The 13,357-nt window shown below is 62.3% G+C and carries 11 protein-coding genes; all 11 read left to right on the forward strand.

The genetic code is table 11. From position 1 onward, the window contains the following. The first annotated feature begins 67 nt into the window (after nucleotides 1–67). The 11 genes from argS (at nucleotide 68) to ACFFFR_RS09365 (ending at nucleotide 13,203) form a co-directional block, all read left to right on the forward strand. Complete coding sequence (gene argS, locus ACFFFR_RS09315; protein ID WP_377459834.1) at nucleotides 68–1,708, forward strand: arginine--tRNA ligase; 1,641 nt, start codon at nucleotides 68–70, stop codon at nucleotides 1,706–1,708. 58 nt (nucleotides 1,709–1,766) lie between these two features. Continuing rightward, nucleotides 1,767–3,308 carry a diaminopimelate decarboxylase gene (lysA, locus tag ACFFFR_RS09320; RefSeq protein ID WP_377459835.1) on the forward strand — a complete coding sequence of 514 codons (1,542 nt, stop codon included), beginning with the start codon at nucleotides 1,767–1,769 and terminating at the stop codon, nucleotides 3,306–3,308. Between the two features lie 6 nt (nucleotides 3,309–3,314). Further along, a complete protein-coding gene (locus tag ACFFFR_RS09325; protein ID WP_377459837.1) occupies nucleotides 3,315–4,634 on the forward strand; it encodes a homoserine dehydrogenase in 1,320 nt (439 codons plus the stop codon). Next, nucleotides 4,634–5,740 carry a threonine synthase gene (gene thrC / locus ACFFFR_RS09330; protein ID WP_377459839.1) on the forward strand — a complete coding sequence of 369 codons (1,107 nt, stop codon included), beginning with the start codon at nucleotides 4,634–4,636 and terminating at the stop codon, nucleotides 5,738–5,740. Before ACFFFR_RS09325 ends, thrC begins: the two co-directional genes overlap by 1 nt. A 20-nt stretch (nucleotides 5,741–5,760) precedes the next feature. Continuing rightward, nucleotides 5,761–6,711, forward strand: coding sequence for a homoserine kinase (gene thrB, locus ACFFFR_RS09335; protein WP_377459841.1), 951 nt, complete (start codon nucleotides 5,761–5,763; stop codon nucleotides 6,709–6,711). A gap of 183 nt (nucleotides 6,712–6,894) precedes the next feature. After that, nucleotides 6,895–8,862 (forward strand): transcription termination factor Rho, encoded by a 1,968-nt coding sequence (rho, locus tag ACFFFR_RS09340; protein ID WP_377459842.1) that lies wholly within the window; start codon nucleotides 6,895–6,897, stop codon nucleotides 8,860–8,862. Nucleotides 8,863–8,964: 102 nt separating this feature from the next. Continuing rightward, entirely contained in the window at nucleotides 8,965–10,047 is a 1,083-nt protein-coding gene (gene prfA / locus ACFFFR_RS09345; RefSeq protein ID WP_377459844.1) for a peptide chain release factor 1, read from the forward strand. 22 nt (nucleotides 10,048–10,069) lie between these two features. Beyond that, a complete protein-coding gene (gene prmC / locus ACFFFR_RS09350) occupies nucleotides 10,070–10,951 on the forward strand; it encodes a peptide chain release factor N(5)-glutamine methyltransferase (RefSeq protein ID WP_377459846.1) in 882 nt (293 codons plus the stop codon). 5 nt (nucleotides 10,952–10,956) lie between these two features. Further along, nucleotides 10,957–11,631, forward strand: a complete 675-nt coding sequence (locus ACFFFR_RS09355) for an L-threonylcarbamoyladenylate synthase (protein ID WP_377459848.1) — start codon at nucleotides 10,957–10,959, stop codon at nucleotides 11,629–11,631. A gap of 40 nt (nucleotides 11,632–11,671) precedes the next feature. Further along, nucleotides 11,672–12,802 carry an MraY family glycosyltransferase gene (locus ACFFFR_RS09360; protein WP_377459850.1) on the forward strand — a complete coding sequence of 377 codons (1,131 nt, stop codon included), beginning with the start codon at nucleotides 11,672–11,674 and terminating at the stop codon, nucleotides 12,800–12,802. Continuing rightward, complete coding sequence (locus tag ACFFFR_RS09365) at nucleotides 12,799–13,203, forward strand: hypothetical protein (protein ID WP_377459852.1); 405 nt, start codon at nucleotides 12,799–12,801, stop codon at nucleotides 13,201–13,203. Before ACFFFR_RS09360 ends, ACFFFR_RS09365 begins: the two co-directional genes overlap by 4 nt. Nucleotides 13,204–13,357 lie beyond the last annotated feature (154 nt).

The following is a 13,357-nucleotide window of genomic DNA, read 5'->3' on the forward strand; positions in this document are numbered from 1 at the left end:
AGCTTATCAGCACTGAAGCCGGTTTGCGCAATTCTTAGAAAGCGTTTTCTGTCGCTAGAATGGAACAGTGACTCCTGAAGAACTCTCCCTCGTGATTCATGCCGCCCTGAAACAGTTGGCGGCAGACGGCAAGATTGATGTTGAACTGCCGGAGACCGTCCGTGTGGAACGACCAAAGAATCGTGACCACGGCGATTGGGCTACCAACATCGCCATGCAATTGGGTAAACGAGCCGGGATGTCACCGCGAGACTTTGCCGCATTGCTGGTTGCCCAGCTGCAAGGCACCCCGGGGATTGCCGGGATGGATATTGCCGGTCCCGGTTTTATTAACTTCACCCTCGATACGGCTGCGGCCGCCGAGCTGGTGCGCACCATCGTTGAAGCTGGTGCAAGCTATGGGCGGAACCAGCAGTTGGCGGGCCAGCGGGTCAACCTCGAGTTCGTCTCAGCCAACCCGACCGGGCCGCTGCACATCGGTCACACCCGCTGGGCCGCGTTGGGGGACGCCATCGGCCGGGTGATGAAGGCCTCCGGCGCGGATGTGGTGCGCGAGTACTACATCAACGACGCCGGTTCGCAGATGAACGTCTTCGCCCAGTCCATCTATAACCAGATGCACGATTTGCCGGTCCAAGAAGGCGGCTACCCGGGCGCGTATATCAAGGAGCTGGGGGAGCAGATCCTCAAAGACCACCCGGATGTGCGCAACCTGACCGAGGAAGCCGCGATCCCGGTTCTGCGTAGCGAGGGCTACCTGCTGCAGCTCAAAGACATCCGTGACACGTTGGAAGCTTTCGACGTGCACTTTGATGTGTGGTTCTCCGAATCCGACCTGCACTCGGCCGGCGCGGTCGAAGACGCGATCAAGCGCCTGCGCGAAGAAGGCCACATCTTCGAAGAAGAAGGTGCGGTGTGGCTGCGCACCACCGACTTCGGCGACGACAAGGACCGGGTCCTGATCCGTTCCAACGGTGAACCGACCTACTTTGCCGCCGATGCCGCCTACTACCTGTCCAAGAAGGACCGCGGTTTCGAACGCAAGGTCTACTTACTGGGTGCCGACCACCACGGTTACGTGAACCGGTTGCGCGCCATCGCCGCCTGCGCCGGTGATGACATGGACGCCAACATCGAGGTGCTGATCGGTCAGCTGATTTCCGTGGACGGGGCAAAACTGTCCAAACGTGCCGGGAACATCATCGAGCTGAAAGACTTGATTCAGTGGCTCGGGGCAGACGCCTTGCGCTACTCGTTGGCCCGCTACCCGGCCGACTCGCCGATCTCGATTGACCCCGAGTTGCTGAAGTCAAACACCAATGACAACCCGGTGTTCTACGTCCAATACGCGCACGCTCGCTCCCGGCAAGCGGCCCGTAATGCCGAAGCGGCCGGTGTCAGCATGGACAGCTTCGATGCGGCCAGCCTGAACCACCCGGCCGAAGAAGAACTCATCGCCACGCTGGCCCGCTTCCCGCAGGTTGTGGGGATGGCCGCCGAGTCGATGGAACCACACCGGATCGCCCGCTACATCGAAGAGCTCGCAGCCGCCTACCACTCCTGGTACGGTGCCTGCCGCATCACTCCACGCGCTGAGGAGGAACTCACCATCACTCACCACAGCCGGTTGTGGTTGAACGAGGCCACCAGCCAGGTGCTTGCTAACGGTTTGGCAATGCTCGGTGTGAACGCACCGGAGCGGATGTAAGCTGCGTGGGCTCCATACGTAACGACGTACGCGAAATTGACGAAGTAGGGAAGAAGTCATGACTACCGCCTCTCCACTGGCTCCAGAATGGTTGAGCGTTCCGGAGGACCTCAATGCGCTGAATCCCCTGATTTTCCCGGCCGATGCGGCCCGTGATGATTCCGGCGAGCTCACCCTCGGCGGCCTGCCGGTGCGCGCCTTGGCCGAAAAATACGGCACCGCACTGTACGTCTACTCCGAGGACGAGGTCCGCACCCGCGCCGCCACGTTCCGTTCGGTCTTCAACCGTGCCGTGATGCGGGCCCAAGAAACCTCCGAGTTGAAGCGCCTAGAACCCGGTGGCCGTCCGGTGGACGTGTTCTATGCCGGCAAGGCGTTCTTGTGCACCAAGATTGCCCGCTGGGTCCACGAAGAGGGCCTGAACCTTGACACCGCCTCCGGCGGGGAATTAGCCATCGCGCTGGCGGCCGGGGTGCCTGCCGAGAACATTGGTCTGCACGGCAACAACAAGTCCGATGAAGAACTGCGCCGGGCGATGACCGCCGGTGTGGGACGGATCATCGCCGACTCGATGGCCGAGTTGGAGCGCATCGACCGGGTGGCCCGGCAGCTCTCGGACCGGGGCACCACGCTGTACCGTCCGGCCGTCATGCTGCGCTTGACACCGGGCGTGCACGCCGAAACCCACGACTTTATTGCCACTGCCCATGAGGACCAGAAGTTCGGTCTGTCCATGGCCGCACCGCAGGATGACCCGAACGGCCCGTCGATGGCCGAACAAGCCGCCGCCTATGCACTGTCCTCGGGGAACATGGAACTGGTCGGTGTCCACGCGCACATCGGATCACAGATCTTTGCGGCCGAAGGATTCGCCGAGGCAGCGAAGAAACTCATCGGCTTTTTGGCCAAGATCAAGAACGACTACGGCAAGGCCCTGCCCGAACTAGACCTCGGCGGCGGCTACGGCATCGCCTACACCGAGGCCGACAAACCCCGTGACATCGCTGCGATCGCCGAGCACCTGGCGGAGAACATCGTCGCCGCCTGCTTGGAGCATGGGCTGGACATGCCACAGATCTCCATCGAGCCGGGCCGGGCCATCGCCGGTCCATCCGGGGTGACGCTCTACACCGTCGGGACGATTAAAGACGTCACAGTGGATTCACCGGTTGGGCCGGTGAGCCGCAAATATGTTTCAGTAGACGGAGGGATGAGCGACAACGCCCGGCCGGTGTTGTACGACGCGGACTACACCGCCGTGCTGGCCTCGCGCGCCTCCAGCGCGGAACCTGTGCTGTGCCGCGTCGTCGGCAAACACTGCGAGTCCGGCGACATCGTGGTTCGTGACGTGTACTTGCCATCGGACATCTCCCGCGGGGACATCTTGGCGGTACCGGCCACCGGGGCCTACTGCCATTCGCTGTCCTCAAACTACAACTACCTCACGCGCCCGGCCGTCGTCGGGGTCAAAGATGGCCGGTCCGAACTGATGGTCCGGGCGGAGACCGAAGACGAGATGCTTCAACGCGACGTCGGTTTTGCCGAAACCCGCTTCCTCGATCAGGTGGCCAACACCAAAAAAGAAAAGTCAGGAGACTAACACAACGTGACGGATGTAAAGCAGCTGAAGGTTGCCCTCCTCGGTGCCGGAACTGTCGGTGCTCAGGTTGCTCGAATTCTTCTTGAAGACACCACCGAGCTGACCCGCCGCGTCGGCGCTGAGCTGACGCTGACCGGTATCGCCGTGCGCAACTTGGACTCGCAGCGTGACGCTGACCTGCCGGCCGAGTTGTTCACCACCGATGCCAACGCGCTGATTACCGACGCCGATGTGGTGATTGAGCTGATCGGCGGGATCGTCCCTGCCAGCGAGTACATCCGCACCGCACTGAGCTCCGGCGCCGCCGTCATCACCGGTAACAAGGCCCTGATCGCCCAGCAGGGTGCAGAACTGCACGCCCTAGCTGCCGAGAACAATACCGTGCTGGCCTACGAGGCCGCCGTCGCCGGGGCCATCCCGATCCTGCGTCCGATTTCCGACTCCCTTGGCGGAGACAACATCACCAAGGTGATGGGCATCGTCAACGGCACCACCAACTTCATCCTGGACAAGATGGACACCACCGGTGCGGCCTTCGACGACGTGCTGGCCGAAGCCCAAGCCCTGGGCTACGCCGAAGCCGATCCAACCGCCGATGTGGAAGGCCACGACGCCGCCGCCAAGGCCGCGATCTTGGCATCGCTAGCCTTCCACGGCAACTTCACCTTCGACGAGGTGCACTGCGAGGGCATCACCAAGATCTCCGCAGCAGACATTGCTGCCGCCGCCCAAGAGAACCAAGTCATCAAGCTGCTGGCCATCGTGGCGAAGTCCGATGCCGGCGTCTCGATGCGCGTGCACCCAACCCTGATTTCCCGTGACCACCCGCTGGCCGCCGTCCGCGGCGCCTACAACGCAGTCTTCGTGGAGGCCGAGAACGCCGGCGACCTGATGTTCTACGGTCAAGGCGCCGGCGGTAACCCAACCGCTTCGGCCGTCATGGGCGACTTGGTGACCACCGCTCGCGCCCTGGTCGCCGGTGCCCTGACCGCACCGGTAGAAGCCAACGAGCTGCCCGCGCTGGCACTGGATGATGTCCAGACCTCCTACGCGGTCACCATGCGCGTGGCCGATCAGTCCGGTGTGCTGGCCCAGATCTCCTCCCTGTTTGCGGAGAACAACGTCTCCATTGAGGCGATGCGTCAGACCGCCATGGACGAAGCCGAAGCTGCCGGCGTGCAGGCCAACGGTGACAAGGCCGAGGCGTGGCTGCGGATTGTCACCCACGTCGGCCGCGAAGCCGATCTGGCTGCCACCGTGGAGAAGATCCGCGAGTTGGCCGTCGTCAAAGAAATCACCTCCGTTCTGCGAGTAGAAGGAAACTAATGGCTCACCAATGGCGCGGCGTGGTCCGCGAATACGCTGACCGGTTGCCGGTCACGGACGAAACAAAGATCGTCACCCTCGGTGAAGGTGGCACCCCGCTGGTGCACGCCCCGAAGCTCTCCGAGCTGGTTTCCGGTACCGTCTACCTGAAGTTCGAGGGCATGAACCCGACCGGTTCCTTCAAAGACCGCGGCATGACCATGGCCATCACCGCCGCCGTTGAAGACGGTGCCCAGGCCGTGGTGTGCGCCTCCACCGGTAACACCTCCGCCTCCGCTGCCGCCTACGCGACCCAGGCCGGAATCAAGTGTGTGGTGCTGGTGCCGGACGGCAAGATTTCCATGGGCAAGCTCTCCCAGGCCGTGGCGCACGGCGCGGAAATCATGCAGGTCGACGGCAACTTCGACAACTGCCTCGACGTCGCCCGCAAACTAAGCGAGAACTACCCGGTGTTCCTGGTGAACTCGGTGAACCCGAACCGTATTGAAGGTCAGAAGACCGGCGCGTTCGAGGTCGTGGACTTCCTCGGCGATGCCCCGGACTACCACCTGCTGCCGGTCGGCAACGCCGGAAACATCACCGCGTACTGGAAGGGTTACAAGGAGTACACCGAGCAGTACACCAACCCGCGCACCGGCACCGTCTCCGAGGCCGTGGCGACCAAGACCCCGATCATGTGGGGCTTCCAGGCTGAAGGTGCCTCCCCGCTGGTGCAGGGTCACCCGATCACCGAACCGGAGACCATCGCCACCGCCATCCGCATTGGCAACCCCGCCTCCTGGGAGCAGGCCGAAGCGGCCCGCGACGAGTCCGGTGGCCTGATCGACGCGGTCACGGATGAGGAGATCTTGGCGGCCCACCGCTGGCTCTCCGCCAAGGAAGGCGTCTTTGTGGAACCGGCCTCCGCCGCCGGTGCCGCCGGTCTGATCAAGCACCACGCCGCAGGCAATGTGCCAGAGGGCAAGACCTGGGTCATCACGGTGACCGGTCACGGTCTGAAGGACCCGGATTGGGCACTGCGTAATGCCGACGGCAGCTCCGTGGAGCCAACCAAGGTGCCGTTTGACGTGGTGGAAATCGCCACCGCACTGGGCTTACAGGAGTAAGGCCGCTGCTGACCACCACCATGAGCACCGAACTGACAGAACTAGCGGTTGGCACCAGTGTGCGGGTCAATGTCCCCGCCACCAGTGCCAACTTAGGTCCCGGGTATGACTCCTTCGGACTCGGCCTCGATCTGACGGACACCCTGACCTTCACCGTGCTCGAATCCGGTTTCCGGGCCGAGGTACACGGTGAAGGGGCCAGCTACCTGCCCAAGGACGAACGCCATCTGGTCTTGGCCACCGCACGGGACTATCTGGCTGAGCGCGGCTACACCGCCCCCGGGCTGGAACTGATCGCGCACAACCGGATCCCACATTCACGCGGGATGGGCTCCTCGGCCGCCGCCCTCGTCGGCGCCGCAGCTGGCGCCGACGCGCTACTGCCGGAACACGCCCGCGGGGGAGCGGACGCGGTCTTTCAGTTCGCCTCAAAGTTGGAAGGCCACCCGGACAATGTGGCCCCGGCCGTGTACGGTGGATTGACCATCTCCTGGACGGAGCAACCCGAGCTCTTCGGCGCGGTCACCACCCAGCCACTGGATTCGGTCATTCCGGTCTTATTTGTGCCGTCTTTCAGCCTGGCGACCTCGACGGCGCGCAAAGTGCTGCCACAGTCCATCGACCACGCTGAAGCCGCCGAGAACTCGGCGCGGGCCGGACTGCTTGTCTATGCCTTGACCCAAGACCCAACCGTCTTGCTCACCGCCACCGAGGACCGGCTCCATCAGCGCTACCGGGCCGAAACCATGCCGAATAGCTACGGGCTGATGGCACAGCTGCGCGCAGCCGGCCATGCCGCCGTGATTTCTGGTGCCGGCCCCGCCGTGTTGTGCTTTGCCCGTTCAGCCGCAGAGGCCGAGCAGGTGGCCGCCTTCCCGGAGCGCGTTTTCGGTGCCGATGCTGGACAGTGGCGTGTTGGGATTCACGGTGTGAGTACCGAAGGTGTTAGAGTGGAAGAGCACCGCCAGTAGATCTACTGGAATCTCTTGTGTAGCCCACCACGACAGTTGTGGCTTCTCTTCGGTGCGTGCCTAGCATCAAGTTTTTAGGCACTCCGTGGCTTTAGAGCTATCAGTTCAGCCCGGAAAATGTTCAACCCACAGTAGTCCACTTTCGAATATGTGTGATTACCTGACGAGGGAGAAGGAACCTTCGTGACTGAAACCACTGACCTGAAAACAGGTGTGGAGAAATCTGAAACGACCCCAGCAGAAAAGAACCCGCAGAATGCCGGTCTTGCTGGTCTCAAATTGGCCCAATTGCAGGCCCTGGCTTCCCAACTAGGCATCAAGGGCGCTTCCCGGATGCGCAAGATGGATCTGGTTGCCGTCATCGCTGACCACCAGCGCGGCGGTGCTGCCGCTGCTGCCAAGTCGGAGAAGTCCGAGTCCGCTGAAGGCAGCACGGACAACAAGGGCGCCGAACAAAAGGGTGCCGACCAGAAGAAGGCCAGCAGCAAGCGCGGTGCCGCTAAGAAGGAAGCAGAGCAGGCCTCCGCCGAGCAGAACTCCTCCGAGGACAGCCAGGACACCAAGTCCCAGCAGTCTCAGGAGAGCAAGCAGGACCAGCAGGATCAGGACGGCGGCGGTCGTCGTCGCGGCCGCGGACGCAAGTCCGATGCTGGCTCCGACGCTCAGGACCAAGACGGCCAAGATAGCCAACAGTCCGATAGCCAGGACGATAACCAGTCCGATTCTGATGATGATTCGGGCACCAAGAACCAGCGTCGCCGCAGCCGTGGCCGCGGGGACCGCAACGATCGTAACGATCGTGACGGTGGCCGGGACCAGCAGCGCGATCAGCAGAACAACCGCCGCGACTCGCAGGATTCTGATGACGATGATTCCTCTGGTGGCGGCTCGCGTTCGCGCCGTTCGCGCAACCGGAACCGGAATGACCGGAATGAGCGCGGTGGCCGTAACCGTCGTCGCCGCGGTGGTCCGGACCATGACGATACCGAGATCAGCGAGGACGATGTCCTGCTGCCGGTAGCCGGTATTTTGGACGTGCTGGATAACTACGCATTCGTCCGCACCTCCGGTTACCTGCCTGGCCCGAACGACGTGTACGTCTCGCTGGCCCAGGTTAAGCGTTACAACCTGCGTAAGGGTGACGCCGTCACCGGCGCCATCCGTGCTCCACGGGAAGGCGAACAGCAGTCCTCCCGCCAGAAGTTCAACGCCCTAGTGAAGCTCAACTCCGTCAACGGTAAAGACCCGGAGGAGAACAAGGACCGCGTGGACTTCTCCAAGCTGGTCCCGCTGTACCCGCAAGAGCGGCTGCGTCTGGAGACGGATCCGAAGAACAGCTCCGGTCGCATCATCGACCTGGTTGCCCCGATCGGTAAGGGCCAGCGTGGCCTGATCGTCTCCCCGCCGAAGGCCGGTAAGACGATGATCCTGCAGCAGATCGCGAACTCGATCACCACCAACAACCCTGAAGTACATCTGATGATGGTGCTGGTGGATGAGCGTCCGGAAGAAGTGACGGACATGCAGCGTTCGGTCAAGGGCGAAGTGATCGCCTCCACTTTCGACCGTCCTGCCGACGATCACACCACGGTTGCCGAACTGGCCATCGAACGCGCCAAGCGACTGGTGGAGATGGGCATGGACGTCGTCGTCCTGCTGGACTCCATGACCCGCTTGGGCCGGGCCTACAATCTGTCCGCCCCAGCCTCGGGCCGGATCCTCTCCGGTGGTGTGGATTCCTCCGCGCTGTACCCACCGAAGCGCTTCTTCGGTGCCGCCCGCAACATCGAAAACGGCGGCTCCCTGACCATTCTGGCCACCGCCCTGGTCGAAACCGGGTCCCGGATGGACGAGGTCATCTTCGAAGAATTCAAGGGCACCGGCAACATGGAGCTGCGCCTGTCCCGCAACCTGGCGGACAAGCGCATCTTCCCAGCCGTGGACGTCAACGCCTCCGGTACCCGCCGCGAAGAGAACCTGCTCTCCCCAGAAGAAGTCCGCATCATGTGGCGCTTGCGCCGGGTGCTCTCCGGTCTGGAACAGCAGCAGGCTCTGGAACTGCTCACCACCAAGCTCAAGGACACCGCATCCAATGCCGAGTTCCTGATGCTGGTCTCCAAAACAACCCTGGGGACCAAAGGCGAAGACTAGCTAGCGTGAGATAAGTTTGATGCCCGTCGGGATACGACGGGCATCAGCCGTTAACTCACGTTTCGCCTACGTTGACCGCCTGACCGGAAAGAAGTACCTACAGTGTTTGAATCAGTTCACGTCCTCTTGGACGAACACCGCGATCTCCAGAATCAGCTGGCTGACCCCGCCGTCCACCAGGACCAGGCCAAGGCCCGCAAATTGGGTCGACGCTACGCCGAACTCAACGGCATCGCCGAAGCCCACAAGCAGTGGACCCAGCTGACCGAAGACCTGGCCGCCGCCGAGGAATTCGCCGCCGAGGACGAAGAGTTCGCGGCCGAAGTCCCACGCTTGCAGCAGCAGCTGGAAGCGGTGCAGGAGAAACTGCACCGACTGCTGATCCCTCGCGATCCGAACGATGCCCGGAACGTCATTTTGGAAATCAAGGGTGGCGAAGGCGGCGACGAGGCTGCGCTGTTCGCCGGTGACCTGCTGCGCATGTACACCCGTTATGCCGAGTCCAAGGGCTGGAAGACCGAGATTATTTCCGCCACCGAATCCGACTTGGGCGGGTACAAGGACGTTCAGGTTGCCGTCAAGGGTAGCTCCAACGACCCGGCCGAAGGGGTTTTTGCGCACCTGAAGTTCGAAGGCGGCGTGCACCGCGTGCAGCGGGTCCCCGTCACCGAGTCCCAGGGCCGGATCCACACCTCTGCTGCCGGCGTGCTGGTCTTCCCGGAAGTGGACGAGCCCGAAGAGATCGAGATCCACCAGAACGATCTGAAGATTGACGTGTACCGTTCCTCCGGTCCGGGCGGCCAGTCGGTGAACACCACCGACTCCGCGGTGCGCATCACTCACGTGCCGACCGGCATCGTGGTTGCCATGCAGAACGAAAAGTCCCAGATTCAGAACCGTGAAGCGGCCATGCGTGTGCTGCGTTCGCGGTTGCTGGCCTGGCAACAAGAACAATTGGACGCCGAAGAGGCCGCCACCCGTAAGTCTCAGGTGCGCACCATGGACCGCTCCGAACGCATCCGCACCTACAACTATCCGGAGAACCGGATTGCTGATCACCGCACCGGTTACAAGGCCTACAACTTGGATGCCGTCATGGACGGTGACTTGGAGGCTGTGCTGCAGTCCTGCATCCAGATGGATGAAGAAGAGCGCATGGCCGCGATCGGCGAGACCGACAAGTAATCACTGAGCGAGTCTCCCGGTCATGGTTTCTTCCTTCCCCTTGCTGGCTGATGCCCTGAAGGCGGCCACCGCAGAATTGGCGGCCGCCGGGGTGCCCAGCCCGCGGGTGGATGCCGAACTGCTTGCCGCCCACCTGCTCGGGGTCAGTCGGGGCCGGGTTGGCGCGCTGGCGCTGCTGGACACCCCGACGCCGGAAGGATTGGCAGAGTTAGTGGCACAGCGGGCCCAACGCATCCCGCTACAGCATCTGACCGGTTCAGCGCCGTTCCGTGGTCTGGAGTTGGCGGTGGGCCCCGGGGTCTTCACCCCGCGCTTTGAAACCGAGATTCTCGTCGAGCACGCCCTTGTCGAAGTCCAACGGGTGCTCAGCGAACAAGGAAGCTGTCAGGTGATTGACTTGGCTACCGGCTCCGGTGCCATCGCCTTGGCGATCAAGACCGAAGCTCCGGGCGCCCACGTGGCAGCGGTGGAGCTCTCGGAACTGGCCTTGGCCTGGGCGCAGAAGAATCTTGCCGGCAGCGGGGTCGAGTTAATCCACGGAGATCTGCGTACTGCGGCCACAGAATTGAATGGCCGCTGCGACGTTGTGGTCTCCAACCCGCCCTACATTCCGGCCGATCAAGTGCCCATCGATCAAGAGGTGCACGAACACGACCCGCACATGGCGCTCTACGGTGGGGGAGAAGACGGTCTTCAACTTCCGCTGGCGGTCGCCGCACGCGGGGTGGAACTCCTTGTCCCCGGCGGCCTGTTGCTGATGGAGCACGCCGAAACGCAAGGTTCGGCCCTGCGGAATGCCTTCGCCCGGCGCCCGGATTTAGCCGGGCACTATGAACCGGCTCACACTTACCCCGACTTGGCCGGTAAAGACCGCATCACCGTGGCACGGAAGGTGACACAATAAAGACCGTGAGCGAACTATTTGATTGCAACGATGAGGAACAACGCGAAGCCGGCATGACCGCGGCCAAGGACGCCTTGGCCCGCCGCGAATGCATCGTGCTGCCGACCGATACCGTCTATGGCATCGGCGCGGACGCGTTCTCCGCTCAGGCGGTGGCCACGCTCTTGGCCGCCAAGGGCAGGAACCGGAACATGCCACCACCGGTGCTCATCGGCAGCTTCAACATACTGCCCGCGCTTGCTTCCGACATCCCAACTGCCGCCGTGGACCTGACAGAGAAGTTCTGGCCCGGCGCGCTCACCCTAATTTTCAAAGCTCAGCCATCGTTGAACTGGGACTTGGGCAATACCCACGGCACCGTCGCTCTGCGCATCCCCGATGATGACTTTGCCCGCGAACTGCTGGCCAGCACCGGTCCGTTAGCGGTGTCCTCGGCAAATCGCCACGGACAGCCACCGGCCGCGACGGCGCAGGCAGCTCAAGAACAGTTGGCGGCCGCCGTGACCGTCTATCTGGACGACGGGCCGCGCCTAGAAGATAGCGCGGAGGAGCCGGTGGTCTCCACCATCGTGGACTGCACCGAGGAGCCCTTCCACGTGTTGCGGCAAGGCTCGGTGAGCCTTGAGCAGCTGCAAGAAGTGGTGCCGGACATTGTAGGGGTGCACACCGAGGAGGCGTAGGCCTCTTGCCGCCATGAGGGTTTATTTATTGGTCTTGGTGATGAGCGCGGCGATCAGCTTCGTGCTGACGCCGATGCTGCGTCGGGTCGGACTGAAATTCGCGCACCGCCAGGTGGTGCGTTCCCGCGACATCCACACCAACATCATGCCGCGCCTTGGCGGGGTGGCGATGCTCTTGGCCGTCTCGGCCGGGCTGGCGCTGGCCTCCAAGATCCCGTTCACCACCGGGATCTTCACCCAGGAACGATTATGGATGGGCATCTTTGCCGCGCTGGCCATCATCTTGGTGATGGGCGTGCTAGATGACTTATTCGATTTGCCCTGGTGGGTGAAGATCCTCGGGCAGATCGGGGCCTCCCTAGTGGTGGCCTTGAACGGCATCCGCATCCAAGCGATGCCGGTGGGCTGGATTCACATCACCGACTATTGGATGCAGATCCTGCTGACCGTGATCCTCATCGTCGGGACCATGAACGCGTTCAACTTTGTGGACGGGCTCGATGGGCTGGCCACCGGGATGACCGTCATCGGCGGCTCGGCGTTCTTCGTCTACACCTACCTGCTGACCCGTTCGATCAACGAATACGACTTCTCCAATGTGGCCACCCTATTAATGGCGGTGCTCATTGGAGCCGCGGCCGGGTTCTTGCCACACAACTTTTATCCGGCCCGGATCTTCATGGGGGAAGTGGGCTCCACACTTTTAGGTTTCACCATGGCGATCGCCGCGATTTTGGTGACGGCCGATGTGGGTGCACTCGACGGGTTCCGGTTCAGGAACGTGCCGGCCTACATGCCCATCCTGCTGCCGATTTCTGTCATGTTGGTCCCCATCATCGACATGCTGGTCACCGTGACGCGCAGGACCGCCCGCGGGGTCAGCCCGTTCAGCGCAGACCGGGGCCACCTGCACCACAAGCTGATCGATGGCGGATACAACCACCCCCAGGCGGTGTGGGTGCTGTACGCGTGGTCGGCCGTGGTGGCTTTTGGTGCGGTGGCGCTGAACTTCATCCCGTGGACCACGTGGGTGCCGATCTGGGCGGTGCTGATCGCCGGCTGCATTTTGTTGACCATTGGCCCGTGGCTGCAGAAGCGCTACCGGCTGGCCAAGGTGCGTCGACGCCGTAAACTACTGCAGCGTCAACGCGCCGAAAGGCAAATGAGATGAACATCACAGTCAATGATCTGATGTGGCGCAAGGTGGCTTTTGCTTGCGTTAACGCCATGAGCTGGCTGGTCATCGGCTTCGGTACGGCCGGGATTTTGTACGCGGATTGGCATGCGGCGCTCTCCGCCGTGGGCACCATCGTGATCGTCGCGTTTTTCTCCTGGATCTCCGTGGCCCTGACGGATGTGACGTCCCGGCGGGCGCCGGGGATCGTGATGGTGGTGGCGATGGCCGGTTTCGTGCTGAAACTGGTGGCCTTTGCCCTGATATTAACCCTGTTTGACGCACCGTTTTGGTTGCGGCCGGAATGGGCTGCGACCGCCGCGATCGCAGCGATCATTCTCTGGCAGGTGGTCGAAGTGATCGTCTTTATTCGCCATCGGCACCGCATCTATGACTGAACATCACGATTTGGTCAAGAGGTGGGAATAAATTTTGGTAGTCTTAAGAACGGTCATTGGACAGGCCGAACTGAACAACGAAAAGTTCCGCGCCTTAGAAACTTGAAAATCTCGCAAGATGCCGTTCGACACTGCAACTTTCACTATCGTTGCG

This window comes from Micrococcoides hystricis (assembly GCF_042434215.1).
GTDB classification, from domain to species: Bacteria; Actinomycetota; Actinomycetes; order Actinomycetales; family Micrococcaceae; genus Micrococcoides; species Micrococcoides hystricis.